23 protein-coding genes are annotated in these 17913 nt (G+C 70.3%); 13 read left to right on the top strand and 10 right to left on the bottom strand.

All coding sequences use genetic code 11. The features are described 5' to 3' along the window. The first annotated feature begins 13 nt into the window (after positions 1–13). From ACIPY8_RS19095 to ACIPY8_RS19085, 3 genes are all read left to right on the top strand, one after another. Complete coding sequence (locus ACIPY8_RS19095) at positions 14–565, top strand: CbrC family protein (protein ID WP_400821575.1); 552 nt, start codon at positions 14–16, stop codon at positions 563–565. A gap of 78 nt (positions 566–643) precedes the next feature. Next, a complete protein-coding gene (locus tag ACIPY8_RS19090; protein WP_400821574.1) occupies positions 644–1258 on the top strand; it encodes a ClpP family protease in 615 nt (204 codons plus the stop codon). Beyond that, the gene (locus ACIPY8_RS19085) at positions 1255–1848 is read left to right on the top strand and encodes a ClpP family protease (protein WP_400821573.1); all 594 of its coding nucleotides are present in this window, start codon (positions 1255–1257) and stop codon (positions 1846–1848) included. Before ACIPY8_RS19090 ends, ACIPY8_RS19085 begins: the two co-directional genes overlap by 4 nt. Before the next feature lie 103 nt (positions 1849–1951). On the opposite strand, the gene ACIPY8_RS19080 is transcribed toward ACIPY8_RS19085, so the two are convergent. The 3 genes from ACIPY8_RS19080 to ribA all read right to left on the bottom strand — a co-directional run bounded on the left by ACIPY8_RS19080 (position 1952) and on the right by ribA (position 3514). Beyond that, positions 1952–2308, bottom strand: coding sequence for a helix-turn-helix domain-containing protein (locus tag ACIPY8_RS19080; protein ID WP_400821572.1), 357 nt, complete (start codon positions 2306–2308; stop codon positions 1952–1954). Positions 2309–2393: 85 nt separating this feature from the next. Beyond that, the gene (locus ACIPY8_RS19075) at positions 2394–2852 is read right to left on the bottom strand and encodes a MarR family winged helix-turn-helix transcriptional regulator (protein WP_400821570.1); all 459 of its coding nucleotides are present in this window, start codon (positions 2850–2852) and stop codon (positions 2394–2396) included. Continuing rightward, positions 2852–3514, bottom strand: coding sequence for a GTP cyclohydrolase II (ribA, locus tag ACIPY8_RS19070; RefSeq protein ID WP_400821569.1), 663 nt, complete (start codon positions 3512–3514; stop codon positions 2852–2854). Before ribA ends, ACIPY8_RS19075 begins: the two co-directional genes overlap by 1 nt. 129 nt (positions 3515–3643) lie before the next feature. Between ribA and ACIPY8_RS19065 the strand changes: the two genes are divergently transcribed. Continuing rightward, complete coding sequence (locus ACIPY8_RS19065) at positions 3644–4480, top strand: sulfurtransferase (protein ID WP_400821567.1); 837 nt, start codon at positions 3644–3646, stop codon at positions 4478–4480. A gap of 12 nt (positions 4481–4492) precedes the next feature. Here the strand turns inward: ACIPY8_RS19065 and ACIPY8_RS19060 are convergent, their stop codons facing one another. Beyond that, a complete protein-coding gene (locus tag ACIPY8_RS19060) occupies positions 4493–5299 on the bottom strand; it encodes a hypothetical protein (RefSeq protein WP_400821565.1) in 807 nt (268 codons plus the stop codon). A gap of 429 nt (positions 5300–5728) precedes the next feature. Here ACIPY8_RS19060 and ACIPY8_RS19055 point away from each other — a divergent pair, with 429 nt between their 5' ends. The 3 genes from ACIPY8_RS19055 to ACIPY8_RS19045 are packed head-to-tail and all read left to right on the top strand — an operon-like array spanning position 5729 to position 8205. After that, positions 5729–6367 carry an acyl-CoA synthetase gene (locus ACIPY8_RS19055; protein ID WP_400821563.1) on the top strand — a complete coding sequence of 213 codons (639 nt, stop codon included), beginning with the start codon at positions 5729–5731 and terminating at the stop codon, positions 6365–6367. After that, positions 6364–6717 carry a hypothetical protein gene (locus ACIPY8_RS19050; RefSeq protein ID WP_400821562.1) on the top strand — a complete coding sequence of 118 codons (354 nt, stop codon included), beginning with the start codon at positions 6364–6366 and terminating at the stop codon, positions 6715–6717. Before ACIPY8_RS19055 ends, ACIPY8_RS19050 begins: the two co-directional genes overlap by 4 nt. A 48-nt stretch (positions 6718–6765) precedes the next feature. Continuing rightward, the gene (locus ACIPY8_RS19045) at positions 6766–8205 is read left to right on the top strand and encodes an MFS transporter (RefSeq protein WP_400821560.1); all 1440 of its coding nucleotides are present in this window, start codon (positions 6766–6768) and stop codon (positions 8203–8205) included. Between the two features lie 3 nt (positions 8206–8208). Here the strand turns inward: ACIPY8_RS19045 and ACIPY8_RS19040 are convergent, their stop codons facing one another. Genes ACIPY8_RS19040 through ACIPY8_RS19030 form a run of 3 tightly spaced genes read right to left on the bottom strand, consistent with a single transcriptional unit; the run spans position 8209 to position 10414 of the window. Then, a complete protein-coding gene (locus ACIPY8_RS19040) occupies positions 8209–8499 on the bottom strand; it encodes a hypothetical protein (protein ID WP_400821559.1) in 291 nt (96 codons plus the stop codon). Further along, positions 8496–9878 carry an adenylosuccinate lyase gene (purB, locus tag ACIPY8_RS19035; protein ID WP_400821612.1) on the bottom strand — a complete coding sequence of 461 codons (1383 nt, stop codon included), beginning with the start codon at positions 9876–9878 and terminating at the stop codon, positions 8496–8498. The genes ACIPY8_RS19040 and purB overlap by 4 nt, the downstream gene beginning before the upstream one ends. Next, complete coding sequence (locus ACIPY8_RS19030) at positions 9875–10414, bottom strand: low molecular weight protein-tyrosine-phosphatase (RefSeq protein WP_400821557.1); 540 nt, start codon at positions 10412–10414, stop codon at positions 9875–9877. The genes purB and ACIPY8_RS19030 overlap by 4 nt, the downstream gene beginning before the upstream one ends. Positions 10415–10456: 42 nt before the next feature. Here ACIPY8_RS19030 and ACIPY8_RS19025 point away from each other — a divergent pair, with 42 nt between their 5' ends. Then, positions 10457–10834 (top strand): hypothetical protein, encoded by a 378-nt coding sequence (locus ACIPY8_RS19025; protein WP_400821555.1) that lies wholly within the window; start codon positions 10457–10459, stop codon positions 10832–10834. Continuing rightward, a complete protein-coding gene (locus tag ACIPY8_RS19020) occupies positions 10831–12117 on the top strand; it encodes a hypothetical protein (protein ID WP_400821553.1) in 1287 nt (428 codons plus the stop codon). The genes ACIPY8_RS19025 and ACIPY8_RS19020 overlap by 4 nt, the downstream gene beginning before the upstream one ends. Positions 12118–12136: 19 nt before the next feature. Here ACIPY8_RS19020 and ACIPY8_RS19015 read toward each other — a convergent pair whose 3' ends face one another. The 3 genes from ACIPY8_RS19015 to ACIPY8_RS19005 are packed head-to-tail and all read right to left on the bottom strand — an operon-like array spanning position 12137 to position 13167. Then, positions 12137–12541: a phage holin family protein gene (locus tag ACIPY8_RS19015; RefSeq protein ID WP_400821552.1), complete on the bottom strand. Its 405-nt coding sequence runs from the start codon at positions 12539–12541 to the stop codon at positions 12137–12139. Positions 12542–12601: 60 nt separating this feature from the next. Further along, positions 12602–12964, bottom strand: a complete 363-nt coding sequence (locus ACIPY8_RS19010) for a type II toxin-antitoxin system death-on-curing family toxin (protein WP_400821550.1) — start codon at positions 12962–12964, stop codon at positions 12602–12604. Continuing rightward, positions 12961–13167: a ribbon-helix-helix protein, CopG family gene (locus ACIPY8_RS19005; RefSeq protein ID WP_400821548.1), complete on the bottom strand. Its 207-nt coding sequence runs from the start codon at positions 13165–13167 to the stop codon at positions 12961–12963. Before ACIPY8_RS19005 ends, ACIPY8_RS19010 begins: the two co-directional genes overlap by 4 nt. 79 nt (positions 13168–13246) lie before the next feature. Here ACIPY8_RS19005 and ACIPY8_RS19000 point away from each other — a divergent pair, with 79 nt between their 5' ends. The 4 genes from ACIPY8_RS19000 (at position 13247) to ACIPY8_RS18985 (ending at position 17900) form a co-directional block, all read left to right on the top strand. Continuing rightward, positions 13247–14314, top strand: a complete 1068-nt coding sequence (locus tag ACIPY8_RS19000; protein WP_400821546.1) for a histidinol-phosphate transaminase — start codon at positions 13247–13249, stop codon at positions 14312–14314. 106 nt (positions 14315–14420) lie between these two features. Further along, complete coding sequence (locus tag ACIPY8_RS18995; protein WP_400821544.1) at positions 14421–15548, top strand: thiamine pyrophosphate-dependent dehydrogenase E1 component subunit alpha; 1128 nt, start codon at positions 14421–14423, stop codon at positions 15546–15548. Further along, the gene (locus ACIPY8_RS18990; protein WP_400821543.1) at positions 15545–16525 is read left to right on the top strand and encodes an alpha-ketoacid dehydrogenase subunit beta; all 981 of its coding nucleotides are present in this window, start codon (positions 15545–15547) and stop codon (positions 16523–16525) included. Before ACIPY8_RS18995 ends, ACIPY8_RS18990 begins: the two co-directional genes overlap by 4 nt. A 22-nt stretch (positions 16526–16547) precedes the next feature. Then, entirely contained in the window at positions 16548–17900 is a 1353-nt protein-coding gene (locus ACIPY8_RS18985; RefSeq protein WP_400821542.1) for a dihydrolipoamide acetyltransferase family protein, read from the top strand. Positions 17901–17913: the final 13 nt, after the last annotated feature.

Here is a 17913-nt window from a genome sequence, read left to right as displayed (position 1 = left end):
CGAGAATGATCGCGTGAGCGCTCTCCCCGTCTTCCGATTCCATCCGCACGCCTACGAACTCGGCCTCTTCGAGGAGGTCGACGGCGTGTGCGACGCGTGCGGAGAGCGCCGCGCCCTCCGCTACACCTCGTCCTTCTACTCGAGGACCTCCGTGTCGTACCTGTGCCCGTGGTGCATCGCCGACGGCACCGCCGCCCGCACCTTCGCCGGTCAGTTCAACGACTCCCTCGGCATCGAGGGCATCCCGATCGACCCCGACGAGGAGCCGACGGTCGATCTCGCGGAGGCCCGCGAGGTCTCCCGGCACACGCCGTCCTATCTGTCGTGGCAGCAGGAGCAGTGGCGGTCCCATTGCGGGCGGCCGTGTGCGTTCCTCGGATACGTCGACTCCGAGGAGCTCGGTCCGTATCTCGCGGAGCCCGCCTTCGCGGCGGATGTCGACGGGGGACTCGGATGGGACGCCGAGCTGATCCGCACCGCCCTCACGCGCGACGGCGATCTCGTCGGCTGTCTGTTCCGCTGCCTGACCTGCGGCGCGCACCGCCTCCACGTCGACGCGAGCTGAGCCGGCCCTCCGCTCACGGCGGATCCGCCGCAGGCGGATTCGCGCCCACCACCGACCGCGGCGGCGGATGCTGGGGCCATGAGCGAAGACAACCCCATCCCGCAGTTCGGGCCCGAGTCCCGCCGTGCACTGTTCCACGAGCGGGTGCTCGTGCTGGACGGCGCCCTCGACGACGACAACGGCACGCTGCTCATGACGCAGCTGCTCACGCTGTCGGCCGAGGACCCGACCACCGACATCTCGCTGTGGATCCACTCGCCGGGCGGCTCCGTGCCCGCCATGCTCGCGATCCGCGACCTCATGATGCTCGTGCCGAACGACGTGTCGACCCTGGCGCTCGGCCTCGCGTGCAGCGCCGGACAGTTCCTGCTGTCGGCCGGTGCGCGCGGCAAGCGACGGGCTCTGCCGCACGCGAGGATCCTCATGCACCAGGGGTCGGCCGGCATCGGCGGCTCCGCGGTCGAGATCGAGACGCAGGCCGACGACCTGCGGCACATGCGCGACACCGTGCTGGGCCTGATCGCGCACGACACCGGACAGCCGCGCGAGCGCATCTTCGAGGACTCGCTGCACGACCGCTGGTACACCGCCGCCCAGGCGCAGGACTACGGGTTCATCGACGGCATCGTCGACGGCGTGGCCGACCTCATGCCGCGACGACGGTCGCGTGTCGGACTGGGGGCGTCGTCATGAGCAGCTACACGATCCCGAACGTCATCGCGCAGCATCCGCGCGGAGAACGCGTCATGGACGTCTACTCGCACCTGCTCGCGGAGCGCGTGATCTACCTCGGCACGGGCATCGACGCCGGGGTCGCGAACGCCCTGATCGCGCAGTTGCTGCACCTCGACGCCGACAGCCCGGAGTCGGCCGTGCAGCTGTACGTCAACAGCGAGGGCGGCGACCCGGGCGCGGCGCTCGCGATCTACGACACCATGCAGCACGTGCGTCCGGTGATCGCCACGACGTGCGTGGGGCAGGCGATCGGTCCGGCGGCGCTGCTCGTGGCCGCCGGGGCCGCGGGGCAGCGGTCGGCGCTCACACACGCGCGGATCGTGCTGCACCAGCCCGCGGGTCAGTCGCGCGGCGCGATCCCGGACCTCATCCTCGCGGCCGACGAGGTCGTGCGGGTGCGCTCCGACATGGAGTCCATCCTCGCGCGGCACACCGGCCGCACGGTCGAGGTTCTGCGCGCCGACACCGACCGGGATCGCGTGTTCACCGCATCCGCTGCGCTCGATTACGGGCTGATCGACACCGTGCTGGGGGAGCGGACCGTCTGAACCCGGCACGTCTGCAGGATCGAAGGACGGATGCCGGACGCATCCGTCCTTCCGTGTCCTGCAGGCGCGCGTCGTTCCTGCCGACGAACCGCGCGGTGCGCGCTCAGGCGGCGAGGGCGAACGCGTCCCGGCTCACCGAGACCACGGCGGATGCCGGGGCGGTCGCCATGCGCAGCTCGTCGGCGACCGCGCTCGCGAGCTCGACCAACGAGGTGTCGAGCGCCCCGCCGATCGCGGCGATCATCTCGCTCGACGGCTCCTTCAGCCCGCGTTCCACCTCGGACAGGTACTGCGGGGACACGCCCGCCCTCTCGGACGTCTCGGCCAGGGTCTCGGAACGGTCGTGTCGTCGGCGGCGGAGCTGCTCGCCGAGGAGCTGGCGCCAGAGGGGCTCGGGGCTGCTCGAAGCGGGGTCCACGGAGGGACGGGGTGCACGCGGGAACGGGACGATCTCAGCCATGCCTCACGATAGGCCGGTGATCGCGGGGGATCCGAGCCTTTCTGCTGTGAGCAGAAACGCGATCGCCCCGGTGCCGCGCCGTGGATCAGAGTGCCGCGGCCAGGCCGGGGAGCAGCTTCGACGCGATCGCGCCCAGCTGCTCGCGCTCCTCGTCGTCCAGCGGACCGAGCACGAGATCGCGGATCTGGGCGACGTGCACGGGAGCGGCCGACCGCAGCACGTCCCGACCCTCCGGGGTGAGCGTCGCCGAGAGAGTGCGCTTGTCGCTGTGACAGCTCCCGCGCTCCACCCACCCGCGGTCTTCGAGCGAGTCCAGAGCGTGACTCAGCCGGGACTTGCTGAGTCCGGCGATGCGTGCCAGCTCGGTCATCGTGATCGTCGAGTCGCCCTGTCCCGCCAGAGACACGAGGATCGCGTAGTGGGCGTGGTTCACTCCGGTCTCGGCGCGCAGGGTGCGATCGAGGACCTGAGGCAGCAGCTGCACGAAGCGGATGGTGGGGAGCCACACCGCCATCTCGGCGTCGTCGAGCTGCCTCTCGGTCATCACGCGGCCGACAGGTCGAGAGTGTGCGAGGTGTGATCGCGCTTCGCCTCGAGGTACCGGGCGTTCGCGGTCGACAGATGGACTCCGGTCGGCACGCGCTCGGCGACGCGGATCCCCAGGGCCTCGAGCTGCACGGCCTTGTCGGGGTTGTTGCTGAGCAGACGGATGCCGTCCACGCCCACCGCGCGCAGCATCTGCGCCGCGGCCGTGTAGTCGCGCTCGTCCTCGGCGTGCCCGAGAGCCACGTTCGCCTCGTACGTGTCGAGGCCGGCGTCCTGCAGGGCGTAGGCGTCGAGCTTCGCGTACAGGCCGATCCCCCGACCTTCCTGGCGCAGGTACAGGAGGAAGCCGCCCTCGTCCGCGATGCGTTCGACGGCTTCGCGAAGCTGGGGGCCGCAGTCGCAGCGCTCCGACCCGAAGACGTCACCGGTCAGGCATTCGCTGTGCGGGCGGACGAGCGGAGCCGCCCCGCCGCTCGCCGATCGGTCGAGCGCCGCGCGCCAATCGCCGAGGCCGAGCAGGAGGTGCTCCTTCCCGTCGATGAGACCGTCGAAGGTGAGGACGTCAGCGGTGGTGGCGAAACCGTCGGCGAACCGCAGCGGGACACGGACGCGGGTGCGCTCCGACGCTGCCGGCACCGCGACGTGTGAAGTTTCAATCATGCGAGATGCAACACGCGACGGCATGCGCTATTCCCGATCCGGATCCGCGCGAAGGCCGGTGGACGCCCGTCCCTGTCCTCGCGTTACGTCACCGGGGTGGCGGGCGCGGTGACCGGCTAGCCTCGCGGTATGAGCGATCTCCTCACCGCCACCGAGCTCCACGACCTGCTGAACGGCGCGACGCCGGTCCGTCTGATCGACGTGCGCTGGAGACTCGACCGGCCCGATGGGCGGGCCGAGTATCTGAGCGGACACCTCCCGGGAGCGGTCTACGTCTCGCTGGACACCGAGCTCGCCTCGCACGGTGCGCCCTCGGACGGACGGCATCCCCTGCCGACGACGGCGGCGCTCGAGGCCGCCGCGCGCCGATGGGGTGTCAACGCCGGCGACGTCGTGGTCGCGTACGACGACGCGAAGGGCACCGCCGCCGCCCGCGCGTGGTGGCTGCTCCGTCAGGGCGGTGTCGACGTGCGAGTGCTCGAGGGCGGCGTCCGCTCCTGGACGGCGGCGGGTTACACCCTCGACACCGACGACGTCGCCGCGGAGTCCGGTGACGTGACGCTCGGCGAGATCGGCGGCGACGCCCTCACGATCGACGAGGCGGCGGTGTTCCCGGAGTCCGGGGTGCTCCTCGACGTCCGTGCGGGCGAGCGCTATCGCGGGGAGACGGAGCCGCTCGATCCGGTGGCCGGTCACATCCCCGGCGCCCGCAACGTCCCGACGATGCTCCATCTCGAGCAGAACGGCTCGCTCAAGGACCCGGACGTCATCCGCGCCACGTTCGCGGACGCGGGCGTGACCTCGACGACGTCCGTCGCCGCCTACTGCGGATCCGGGGTGACGGCGGCGCACACGGCTCTCATCCTCCACGAGATCGGGATCGACGCGAAGGTGTTCCCGGGCTCCTGGAGCCAGTGGTCGAACACCCCGGGGCGTCCGGTGGCCGTCGGCGATCAGCCCGGATGACCACCGCGACGCTCAGCGCCCGTCGTCGTAGCTCCAGCTGATGCCGAGCGCTCCGGGCCCGAAGGCGCGCCGCACCTGGTGGACGGAGTGTCGACCGCCGAGGTCGAGAGCCGTGGTGATCACGCCGTCGGGGGTGTCGACGCGCTCCTCGATGCGATCCGGCAGGGCGTCGGGATGGAAGCGCGTCCACACGAGCAGCTCGCGCGCCTTCATGGCCACAGCGTGACCGGAGTCCCGCTGCGCCGGGTAGCCGGGCGGGAAGTCCACCGACCACTCGACGATCGCGGTGTCCGGCGCCGCGAGCGGCACGTCGAGCTCGAAGAGCACCCCGTGGACCTCCCCGCTCGGGTGGGAGTAGCGCGCCGAGATGCGCCCGCCGGAGATGGCTTCGATGATCGGCGCCGGGGTGGACTCGCCGGGCGTGAGCTCGAGGAAGGGGATCGACCGGACGGTGCCGACGGTCGACTGGATGATGCTGCGGGTCGTACAGTGCGAGACGTTGCCGTGCTCGTCGACGTCGGTGATCGAGTGCGTCGTGAGCTCGCGCGAGGTGTCGGGGTATTCGGCGCCCATCGCATCGAACGCGTCGATCACGGCCAGTTCGAGTCCCTGCTCGTCGATCGGGAAGAGGTTCGGGCCGACAGGACCCGTCCTGTTCGTCGAACCGAGGAGCCCTGTGAGAGCGCCGGCGCGCAGGTCGAGGAGGATCTCGATGTCGGCCAGGGCAGTGAGGGACTGCACGCCCTCGGGGCGTCGACGGCCGGAGCGCCAGTAGCTGAGCGTGGTCATCGACACGCCGTTGCCGCGTGCGCGGAGCATCTCGTGGAGGCGTGCGAGCGTCAGTCCCCGGGCGTTGATCGCGTCCCTGAAGGCGCCATGGAACTCGTCCGATGCCGCTCTACGACTTTTTTCCAGACTCATCACACGTCCCCCTCCGGTATGTGAAGAACCGGCCCCTACAGTGAGCATACGACCACACCGGCATCGCGTAGGGGACGAGGTGCTATTTCTGGGGTCTACAGGGCTGTATCGAGACAAGCAGGGTGCCCGACCTTGTCCTCGCGCGGCTCGACGCAGTGCCGCCCCCGTCGCTGCGTGTTCTCGTGGGGCCTGACGATCGATCTGGGGAGATCCGTCAGGCCCCACGAACACGTTCAGCGCAGGTCCGCGCCGCCGACGGGTCCGCGTCCGAGCATCGCGCGCCCCCGCGTAGACTGGGGGGAACACCCCGGAGGACTCTGGATCGTCATGTCTGCCCCTGCACGCGCGTTCACCGCGCGCCACGTCCAGCTGCTGCGCGCTCTCTTCGCCGCCGCCGCAGCCGTGATGATCACCTTCTCTCCTGACCATTCGGCGGCCATCGGCCTCTCGGTGTTCAGCGGCTTCGTGCTGACGACGTCGCTCGTGATGATCCTCGCGGTCTGGCTCGTGTTCCCGGCCGGGCAGCGCTGGCCCTGGGTCGTGCTCGCCCTCCTCGGCGTCGCCGCCGGGATGGCGGCAGGGGTCCCGGCGTGGCGCACGGAGGACCTCTTCTTCATCGTCGTGATCGCCTGGGCGCTGACCACCGGCCTCGTCGAGCTCATCGTCGGCCTCCGCGCGCGCCGGGCGGCCGATCCGACGGCTCGCGACGCCATTACGGTGGGTGCCTTCGGCCTGCTCCTCGCCGTGCTGTTGATCGCGATCCCGGCCGGGTTCGTGCAGCCGTACGCCATCAAGGGCGCGGGCGAGTTCGAACTCACCGGCATCATCCTCGGCGTCGGGATGTTCGGGGGATACGCGGCGATCATCGCGGTCTTCCTCGGCATCGCCGGACTCACGCCGAAGCGCGCGGATGCCCCGGCGTCGGCATCCGAGACCGCATCCGTCGAGCAGGGAGGCGACCGATGAGCGACGACAAGCCCACGCGCCGGGACATCCTGCGACCTCTGCATCTGCTCGGCATCGCGCTGGGCTGTGGCGTCTTCGCGGCGATCGTGACCCTGGTGTCGACCGGTGCCTTCACCGCTCGCGTGAACACGGCGATTGCCAACGGCACCTACGACGGCCTCACGCCGATCGCGCTCGGCCTCGTGGTCGGTGGCGGCGCGTTCATCGTGACGCTGCTGATCCTCGCGATGCTGATCCTGGTGGTCGATCCCGCCGATGTCACGAAGACCGTCGATCGCCCGGTGCTCTACGATCCGGAGCCGGCCGACGACGCCGAGCCCGAGACGCCCGGCTCCGCCGCCACCCCCTGATCTCCGACCGCGCGGAATAGTCGCGCCGCCGAGCGGCTTGTCCTCAGGGTGACAGCTTCGATCGATCGCGCCTCCGTCGGACTCCGCTCGGAGCGCGGCCCGGTGCTCGGGGCGCTCATGCTGTCGACCGGGCTGATCGCGATCGACGCGACCATCCTCGCGACCGCGGTGCCGAGCATCGTGCGTGACCTCGGAAGTTACGAGCAGTTCCCCTGGCTGTTCTCGGTGTACCTGCTCGCTCAGGCCGTGAGCGTGCCGATCTATTCGCGCTTCGCCGACACGGTCGGACGCAAGCCCATCATCCTCCTCGGTATCGGGCTGTTCCTGCTCGGTTCCCTGCTCTCGGGTCTCGCGTGGAGCATGACCGCCCTCATCGTGTTCCGGGTGGTGCAGGGCCTCGGTGCCGGCGCCGTCGCCCCCATGTCGATGACGATCGTCGGAGACATCTACACGGTCGCCGAGCGCGCCAAGGTCCAGGGCTACATCGCGTCGGTCTGGGCGATCTCCTCGGTCGTCGGTCCCGCGCTCGGCGGGATCTTCGCGCAGCTCGACGCCTGGCGGTGGATCTTCTGGGTCAACATCCCGCTGTGTCTCATCGCGGCCTGGATGCTGCTGCGGAAGTACCACGAGAAGGTCGAGCCGCAGCGGCATCGGATCGACTACCTCGGGGCCGCGCTGCTCACGGTCGGCCTCACCGGACTGATCCTCGGGATGCTGGAGGGCGGCAACGCCTGGGACTGGATCTCGGTCCCGAGCGTCGTATGCTTCGGTCTCGGCGTCGCAGCGCTCGCGGTGTTCGCGGTGGTGGAGCGGCGGGCCGCCGAGCCCATCGTCGACCTGCGCCTGGCCGCGCGCCCGCTGATCCTCACCACGACGATCGTCTCCCTGGGGATCGGCGCCCTGTTGACCGGTGTCACGAGTTTCGCACCGGCCTACCTCGAGGGGTCGATCGGCATCGCCCCGCTGCTGTCAGGGCTGGCCGTCGCGGCGCTCACCCTCGGCTGGCCGCTCGCAGCGGCGAACGCCGGAAGGCTGTATCTGCGCATCGGGTTCCGGCGCACCGCGCTCACGGGGCTGCTGATCGCGACGCTCGCCGCCGTCGCCCTCGCGATCGTGTCGCCGTGGCCGAACCCCGTCGTGATCGCGGCCGTGGCCTTCGTGCTGGGCTTCGGGCTCGGCTGGAGCGCCGCGCCGACGCTGATCGCCGCTCAGGCCGCCGTCGGCTGGGGCGAGCGCGGCGCCGTCACCGGCATGAACGCCTTCGCCCGGTCGGCGGGCAGTGCGCTCGGCGTGGCCGTGTTCGGGGCGATCTCGAACGCGGTGATCGCCCGCGGCGCGGGTCCGCAGGACCCCGGGACCATCGTCGACGCGTCGTTCTGGGTGTTCGTCGCCGCCGCTGTCGTCGCCGTGCTCACGCTGATCGCAGCGGCCTTCATGCCGCGCGACGCGGCCGTCGCGCACGACTCCGGGACCGAGCCCCGGAGCTGACGGTCAGGCGCCGAGCTCCCGCATCCGGATCACGACGCGATCGAGCAGGTCGTCCACGGGGTCGGGGTCATAGCCGTGAGTGAACCCCCGCACGCCCCTGAACATGTGCACCACGATGTCGGTGGCGCTCAGGCTCGCCATCTCGCCGCGACCGTGCTCCCAGGCGTGCAGGGTCGACCGGCACGCGTCGAGGAAGGCGTCGACCTCGTCGATGTCGAAGCGGTGGCCGAAGCGGCGCAGCGGGATGCCGGACGCCGTGACCTCCGCGCTCGCGAGCGCCGGTTCGCCGGTCACTTCGCGAGCTGCTCGGCGATGCCGGTGTAGGTCGCGGGGGTGAGGGCGAGGAGGCGCTGCTTGGCGGCATCCCCGATCTCGAGGCCCTCGACGAAGGCGGCGAGATCCGCGGCGCCCACGCGGTGTCCGCGGGTGAGCTCCTTGAGCAGGGCGTACGGGTCCTGGATCGTCGAGCGACCGGCGGTGACCTCGGCGCGGATGACGGTCTGGATCGCCTCGGCGAGCACCTCCCAGTTCACGTCGAGGTCGGCGAGCAGCACGTCGCGACGCAGCGAGATCGCGTTCAGGCCGCGGCGCAGGTTGTCGAGCGCGAGCAGCGAGTGACCGAACGCGACGCCGATGTTGCGCTGCGTGGTCGAGTCGGTGAGGTCGCGCTGCAGACGGCTCGTGACCAGGGTCTGGCCGAGCGAGGCGAGCAGGGCGCCCGAGATCTCGAGGTTCGCCTCGGCGTTCTCGAACCGGATCGGGTTGATCTTGTGCGGCATGGTCGACGACCCGGTCGCCCCGGCCACGGGGATCTGCGCGAAGTAGCCGAGGGAGATGTAGGTCCAGATGTCGGTCGCGAGGTTGTGCAGGATGCCGCCGGCGTGGCGCACCCGGTCGTACAGCTCGACCTGCCAGTCGTGCGACTCGATCTGCGTCGTCAGCAGGTTGAAGCCCAGTCCCAGGCCCTCGATGTACTCGCGGGCGATCGTCGGCCAGTCGGCGTCGGGGTCGGCGGACAGGTGCGCCGACCAGGTGCCGGTCGCGCCCGAGAACTTCGCGAGGTAGTCGTTCGCGGCGATCTGGCCGCGCACGCGCTCCAGGCGCCACGCGAACACCGCGAGCTCCTTGCCCATGGTCGAGGGAGTGGCCGGCTGTCCGTGGGTGCGCGACAGCATCGCGGCGTCGGCGTGCTCGGCGGCGAGCTCGCGGAGCTTCGCGATCACGGTGTCGAGTGCGGGGAGCCACACCTCCTCGACGGCGCGCTTGACGGTGAGCGCGTACGAGGCGGAGTTGATGTCCTCGCTCGTGCAGGCGAAGTGCGTGAGCTCGGCGATGCGGTCGAGACCGAGCGTGCTCAGACGGTCGCGGACCAGGTACTCGATGGCCTTCACGTCATGCTGCGTGACGGCCTCCTTCTCGGCGAGCCAGTCGATCTCGGCCTGACCGAAGTCGCGGTAGAGGGCGCGCAGTCGCTCTTTGTCGGCATCCGTGAGCGGAGTCGTCTCGAAGAGCGAACGGTCGGTGAGGGCGATCAGCCACTCGACCTCGACCTCGACCCGTGCCCGGTTGAGCCCGGCCTCCGAGAGGAAGTCGGCGAGTCCGGTGACGGCGGTGCGGTAGCGGCCGTCGAGGGGGCTCAGGGGCTGCGGCGGGAGCGAGGGCGTGAAAGTCAGGGGAGTCCTCCTGATCGGGCCCCGATCCCTCGGGGCGAGCGGGGCTGGCGGAGAGCCGGCTCGAGCTGGCGGAACAGCCCGCGGGTGGCCGCCTCAATCATACCGAGCACGGAATCGAACATCTCGGGCCCGGCGTAGTACGGATCGGGGACGTCGAGCGAGGGGGCGGCGGGATCGAAGGCGAGCAGCAGCGCCACCTTCCCCTCCTCGTCCTCGTCGCGTGCCCACTCGCGGAGGTTGCGCTCGTGGGTGCGGTCCAACGCGACCACGAGATCGTTGTCCGTGAAGGAGGCGAAGGTGAACTGCTTGGCGCGGTGCTGGGATCCGTCGTACCCGCGACGGGCGAGGGCGTCGAGGGTTCGGTGGTCGGCGCGCTCGCCGAGGTGCCAGTCGCCGGTGCCGGCGCTGCGCGAGACGATCCGCGCGCCGAGTCCCTGCCGCTCGGCGAGATCGCGGAAGACGACCTCCGCCATCGGGGAGCGGCAGATGTTCCCCGTGCACACGAAGATCACGCGGAAGGGATCCGGGGATGTCACCTGACCATTCTGCCGGTAGGCGGCTGATCGCGCGATGCCGGGATGCCCGAGCCACTCGTCCTGCACATCCGAGAGCGACTCACCGGCGTGCACGGCATCCGGGGATCGGACCGTCCCCGTCGACGCGGCACCCTCCGAGCCGGGGATGCTGAGCGCATGCTGCTCCTCGTTCCGACCACCGATCCCGTGACCTCGCCGCCGGCCTGGGCCGTGCTCCATGCCCTCGCGCTCGTCCGCGCCGCGGGCGCCGACCTCGATGACGCCGTGCCGACCCTGGTCGCGCTCCGCGCCGACACGCGATGGCGGTCCGACGGTGTCGACGCGCTGCAGGAAGCGCTCCTCGGCCTCCTCGTGCGGACGCGTTCCACCAGGGCCGAGCTCGCCGACCGCGAGCGCGAGCTCGAGGGGGTGCCCGTATGAGCGAACTGAACATCGATCACGGAGGCGCGATCTCGGTCGACCCCGACGACCTCCGCCGTATCGGTCGGCGCCTGGACGCCGTCGCGGTCGACTACGCGCGTGCGAGCGCTGCGGTCGAGCGCGCCTACGCGCATGTCGTGGACACCCCGGGTTTGAGCGCCCACATCGACCTGGTCGGATTGTGGTCCCTCGTGGAGAGCATCTCTCGCATCCGTGACGACTGCCTGGACACCGTGGACGGCACGCTGCTGATGGCCGACGTGTTCGAGTACGTGGAGCTGCAGGTGGAGTCCCTGATGGGCGGACGGTCCGACGCGGCCGACGCGGCACGGGAGAGGATGCGGCGGCTCGAGGACGCGGACGGGCGCATCCCCGGAATGGCGGAGAAGCTGCTCGACGAGTGGCGAGGCGAGCGCTTCGACGGGCTGATGACGCAGGTGCTTCCCGCCGGGTTCTTCGCCCCGGTCTACCTGCTGTCCGCGCTCATCGGCGGGGGGTCGACGCTCGGCGTGGTCCCCCGGGGAGCGGTGCTGCACGGGTCCGCCGAGAAGGTGGCGGTCGCACCCGTCACGGCCTCGACGCCGTCCGGTGCTCCGAACGGCCTGGCCGGCGCGGTGTCACGCATCCCCGAGAAGCACGGCGCGCAGGTGGCCGTCGAGAAGTACTCGTTCGCCGGAGGCGCCACCACGTACGTCGTGTACATCAAAGGCACCCAGACCTTCGCGCCGGGTGACTGGGGCGGCCGCGACCCCTGGGACATGAAGTCCAACAGCGAGCTGTACTCGGGCCGGATGTCGGCGTCGTACGCGTCGACGATCGCCGCGCTCGAGACGGCCGGCGCGCGGCCCGGGGATCAGGTCGCGATCGTCGCCCACTCGCAGGGAGGCGCGATCGCGACCCACCTCGCGATGCAGAGCGGCTACGACGTGCCTCTCGTCATCACCGCGGGCAGCCCGCTCGACCCGACGCTGAGCGAGGAGCAGACCCTCGTGACCCTCGCACACACCGACGATCCGGTGCGGGCGCTCTCCGGGGGAGGGTCGCCGGGCGGCGCGGGAAGCCCCGAGAGCATCGCCATCACAGCGGAGGGCGATCCCGGCTTCACCTGGGGCGACGCCGGACGCCCGCACCTCCTCGAGTCCTACGTCGAGCTCGCTGAGGAGGCCGACTCCTCCGGCGACCCGAGGATCGCGGAGCTCGACGCCTTCTGGGCGCACCTCGACGAGGCGGCGGTGATCGAGCGGACAGCGTTCCGCGCCGAACGGATCGTCGACGCGGACTAGCGTCCGCGTGGTCCGAGAGTCAGTCGCGGCGGGAGCGCTTGTTCTGCGGACGCAGGATGAACCCGAAGATGCCGTTGATGATCGAGATGAGGAGGGCGGCAACCACACCCCACCAGAAGTGCCCGACGCTCAGACCCCAGCCGAAGCCGCTCGTGATCCAGGCGGTGAGCCACAGCAGGAACCCGTTGATCACGAAGCCGATCAGCCCGAACGTGATGATGTACAGCGGGAACGCGACGATCTTCACGATCGTGCCGATGATCGTGTTCACGAGGGCGAAGATCGCGGCCACCGCGAGCAGGGTCAGCACCAGCTGCAGGGTCTCGCCCGGCGGGAACGCCGTGATCGTGACCTGCAGGACGGGGATCAGCGTGACGACCCAGAGGGCGAACGCGTTGACGACGACACGGATGATGAAGCGCATGGTCAGGCCAGTCTCGCACGCGAGTGCGCGGATGTCAGGGAGTGCGGGCGGGGTGAGCCCTCACGACGAATGTGCGCGGAAGGCATCGGCGACCTCGTCGAGCGTGGTCTTGCTCTGAGCGGTGCTCAACACGAGAGAGAAAGCGGTGTCGATGTCCATATCGATGCGCACGCCGTTCAGTTCCAGGAACGTCAGAGTGGCGACCCAGGAGAATCTCTTGTTCCCGTCGAACAGCGGGTGGTTCTGGCTCAACGAGGACAGCAGTGATGCCGCCTTCACCTCGAGCTCGGGGTAGGCCTCGACGCCGAACATCGAACTCGACGGCCGTGCGAGGGCTGACGACAGCAGACCGATGTCGCGAACGTGAAGGCCCAGGTGCTGGAGTATCCCCATCGCCTGCGGGAGCTCGAGGTACCGGGTCACGCGTCTTCCAGCCGCCTCAGCAGCTCCGAGTACCGGTCGGCGACGTCGCGCGCGATTCCGACGGCCTGCTCCGTCGTCACCTCCTCTCGGAGGAAACGGTCGGCAGCCTCGATCAGCAAGGCGTGCTTCGAGGTGTGACGTCGATCGGCCAGCGCGCTGAGCTGTGCGTCGAGTTCCGGCGGCAGTCGCAGATTCATGGCCATACCACAATGGTACCGTCGACGTTCCGTCGACCACCAGCATCCTGGCCGCCGGAGCACTGCGGATCCTAGAGTGGGACCTGTGACCGACCCGATCCTCCCGCGCATCCGCCCAGCCATCGCCGCTCTCGCCCCGTATCGCCAGGGCAAGCAGGCCGGACCCGATGCGTTCAAGCTGTCGAGCAACGAGAACCCGTTCGACCCGCTGCCGTCGGTCGTCGAGGCGCTGCAGCACACGACGCCGATCAACCGGTACCCGGACGCGAGCGCCGGACGCCTGCGCGCACGACTCGGGGAGCGCTACGGGGTGTCGCCCGACGAGGTGCACGTCGCCGCTGGCAGCGTGTCGATCCTCCACCAGCTCATCCTCGCCACCGCCTCCGTCGGCGACGAGGTCGTCTACGCCTGGCGTTCCTTCGAGGCGTACCCGAGCCTGCCGCTCGTCGCGGGGGCCACCGGCGTCCAGGTGCCTCTCACGGCCGAGTTCCGCCACGACCTGTCCGCGATGGCGGATGCCGTGACCGAGCGCACGCGCGCCGTCATCCTGTGCACTCCGAACAACCCCACGGGTCCGATCATCACCTCCGCCGAGTTCGCGGAGTTCATCGCCCGGGTCCCGTCCGACGTGCTCGTGATCCTCGACGAGGCCTACGCCGAGTTCGTCACCGCCCCCGACGCGATCGACGGCCTCGCCGAGCGCGTGTTCGAGACCCACCCGAACGTGGTCGTGCTCCGCACGTTCTCCAAGGCCTACGGACTCGCCGGCCTGCGCGTCGGCTACGCGATCGGCAACGAGAAGGTCCTCGACGCGGCACGCACCACCGGCATCCCGCTCTCCGTCACGTCGGCGGCCGAGAACGCCGCGATCGCCAGCCTCGACGCCGAGGCCGAACTGCTCGAGCGCGTCGCCGTCATCGTCGAACGCCGTACCCGGCTCGTCGAGGGGCTCCGCGCGCAGGGCTGGGACGTCCCCGACTCCCAGGCCAACTTCGTGTGGCTGCCCACGGGAGCGCAGACCGAGGCGGCGGCATCCGTGTTCGTCGAGAACGATCTCGTCGTGCGGCCGTTCCCCGGCGACGGCATCCGCATCTCAGTCGGCGAGGAGCCGTCGGTGGATCGCGTGCTCTCGGTCGCCGCCGCTCTCCGCTGACGACCGCTGACGGCCGCTGACCGGGCTTTTCTCCGGAATCCCGGCAGATGCGAGGACGTCCTAGGTATACGTGACCTGGCATGCGGGCGCGGGTAGCGTGGAGCGCGTGAGTACCCCCGAGACCCCCCTCGTGCGTGTCCTGGACGCGGACGGCCGGTTCGCACCGAGCCCCGCAGCCGAGCTGTACCTGCCCCTGATCGAGACGATCAGCGACGCGGAGCTCGAGCAGTTCTACCGCGACATGGTCAGCATCCGTGCGATCGACACCCAGGCGACGAACCTCCAGCGGCAGGGCCAGCTCGCCCTGTGGCCGCCGAGCCGGGGACAGGAGGCCGCGCAGGTCGGCTCCGCTCGTGCCGCGCGCGCACAGGACACGATCTTCCCGTCGTACCGCGAGCACGTCGTGACGCGCATCCGCGGCGTCGACCCGCTCGACATCATCAAGCTCATGCGCGGTGTCTCGCACGGCGGCTGGGACCCGACCGATCCGAAGAACGGCAACACCCGCCTGTACACGCTCGTGCTCGGCTCGCAGACCCTGCACGCCGCGGGGTACGCGATGGGCCTGAACTTCGACGGACGCAGCGGCACCGGCGACCCCGAGCGCGATGAGGCCGTGATCGTCTACTACGGCGACGGCGCCTCCAGCCAGGGAGACGTGCACGAGGCCATGGTGTTCGCGGCGAGCTACCAGGCCCCGACCGTGTTCTTCCTGCAGAACAACCACTGGGCGATCTCGGTCCCGGTGGAGACGCAGTCGCGGGTGCCGCTCGTCGAGCGCAGCGCCGGCTACGGCATCCCCAGCGTCCGCGTCGACGGCAACGACGTGCTCGCGAGCTACGCGGTGTCCCGCGTCGCGCTCGACGAGGCACGCAGCGGCCGCGGCCCGCGCGCGATCGAGGCCGTGACCTACCGGCTCGGCGCGCACACCACGAGCGACGACCCCACGAAGTACCGCGGCTCCGACGAGGAGGAGTCCTGGGCGCTGCGCGATCCGATCGTGCGCCTGCGCGCGTTCCTCGAGAACCGCGGAGCGTCGGGGCAGTTCTTCGCCGACGCGGATGCCGAGGCCGCCGACGCCGCCGAGGACCTCCGCGCCCGCACGGTCGAGCTCGGACCGCCGACCGCCGACAAGATGTTCGACTTCGTCTACAGCGACCCGCATCCGCTGATCGACGAGCAGAAGGCGTGGCACGCCCGCTACGAGGCGTCGTTCGAGGAGGGCACGCGATGACTCTCGAGACGATGCCGTTCAGCAAGGCCCTCAACGCCGGTCTCCGCAAGGCCATGGAGGACGACGAGAAGGTCCTGCTCATGGGGGAGGACATCGGCAAGCTCGGTGGCGTGTTCCGCGTGACCGAGCACCTGCAGCGCGACTTCGGCGAGCAGCGCGTGCTCGACACCCCACTTGCGGAATCGGGGATCGTGGGTACGGCGATCGGGCTCGCGATGGCCGGGTTCCGTCCGGTGATCGAGATCCAGTTCGACGGCTTCGTGTTCCCGGCGTTCGACCAGATCACGACGCAGCTCGCGAAGCTCACGAACCGGCACGAGGGCGCGCTGAGCCTGCCGATCGTGATCCGCATCCCGTACGGCGGCCACATCGGCGCGGTCGAGCACCACCAGGAGAGCCCCGAGGCGTACTTCTCGCACACTCCGGGCCTGCGGGTGGTCTCGCCCTCGACGCCGAACGACGCGTACTGGATGATCCAGGAGGCGATCGCCTCGAACGACCCCGTGATCTTCATGGAGCCGAAGAGCCGCTACTGGCCCAAAGGTGAGGTCGAGCTCGACGCGTCCGCGCTGCCGCTGCACTCCTCGCGCGTCGTGCGCTCCGGATCCGACGTCACGCTCGTGGGGCACGGCGCCATGGTGACGACGCTGCTGCAGGCGGCCGCGCTCGCCGAGGCCGAGGGCACGAGCTGCGAGGTCGTCGACGTGCGGTCGCTGTCGCCGATCGACTACGAGCCGATCCTCAACTCGGTGCGCAAGACCGGACGCATGGTCTATGCGCAGGAGGCCCCCGGGCACACGAGCATCGGCAGCGAGGTGGCCGCCACCGTCATGGAGCGCGCCTTCTACGCGCTCGAGGCTCCGGTGCTGCGCGTCTCGGGATACGACACCCCGTTCCCGCCCGCGAAGCTCGAGGGCACCTACCTCCCGGATGCCGACCGCATCCTCGAGGCCGTCGACCGTTCCCTGGCCTACTGACCAGTCCCCGAGAGGACCGCAGATGAGCACTCAGAACTTCACCCTCCCCGACGTCGGCGAGGGTCTGACCGAGGCCGAGATCGTGGCCTGGAAGGTCGCGCCCGGCGACACGGTCGCGATCAACGACGTCATCTGCGAGATCGAGACGGCCAAGTCGCTCGTCGAGCTGCCGTCGCCGCACGCCGGCGTCGTCGGCGAGCTCCTGGTCGCCGAGGGGGCGACGGTGGAGGTCGGTGCGCCGATCATCACCTTCGTGACGGATGCTCGTGACGATGCCGGTCCCGGAGTCGTCGCGACCGCCGAGGCGCCCGCTCCCGAGGAGGGCGGCGGCTCCGTGCTCGTCGGCTACGGCACGGGCGGGGGAGCGACCTCTCGCCGCAAGCGCCCGGCCGAGCGCCCGGTCCGCTCGTCGGTCGGCGTGATCGCGAAGCCCCCGATCCGCAAGCTCGCTCGCGACCTCGGCGTCGACCTCACGACCGTCACCCCGACCGGCGCCGACGGCGAGGTCACGCGCGACGACGTCGTGAAGCACGCCGAGCAGGCCAGCGTGTTCCGCAACATCCAGACGCCCGAGTGGGGCGACGTGCGCGAGGAGACCGTGCCTGCCCCGCAGATCGCGCCGGTCGGCCTCGCCCGCGGTGTCGCGCCGGTCGCGGCATCCGCTTCCGACGACGACCGCACCGAGTCGATCCCGGTGAAGGGCGTGCGCAAGGCGACCTCGTCGGCGATGGTGCAGAGCGCGTACTCGGCCCCGCACGTCACGGTGTGGAAAGACGTCGACGCGACGCGCACGATGGAGCTGGTCAAGCGTCTGAAGGCCGCGCCGGAGTACGCCGACATCAAGGTGTCACCGCTGCTGATCGTGGCGCGCGCCGTGATCTGGGCGCTGCGGCGCACCCCCATGATCAACGCGGCGTGGATCGAGACCGGGGATGGCGCCGAGATCGCCGTGCGGCACTACGTGAACCTCGGCATCGCGGCGGCCACGCCCCGCGGCCTGCTCGTGCCGAACATCAAGGACGCGCAGGACCTCGGGATGAAGGACCTCGCTCGCGCCCTCAACCGCCTCACCCTCACGGCGCGCGACGGCAAGACCACGCCGGCCGACCAGCAGGGCGGCACGTTCACGATCACGAACATCGGTGTGTTCGGGATGGACGCAGGCACCCCGATCATCAATCCGGGTCAGGCGGGCATCCTCGCCATGGGAACGATCAGCCAGAAGCCCTGGGTCGTCGACGGCGAGGTACGCCCGCGCTGGGTCACCACGGTCGCCGGATCGTTCGACCACCGGGTCGTCGACGGCGACGCCATGAGCCGCTTCATCGCCGACGTCGCGAGCGTGCTGGAGGAGCCCGCGCTGCTCGTGGAGTGACCCACGGCAGTCC

This window comes from Microbacterium sp. NPDC089696, from assembly GCF_044749125.1.
Classification (GTDB): domain Bacteria; phylum Actinomycetota; class Actinomycetes; order Actinomycetales; family Microbacteriaceae; genus Microbacterium.
Note: the sequence above shows the minus strand (reverse complement) of the source record. Positions and strands in the feature narration are given on the sequence as shown.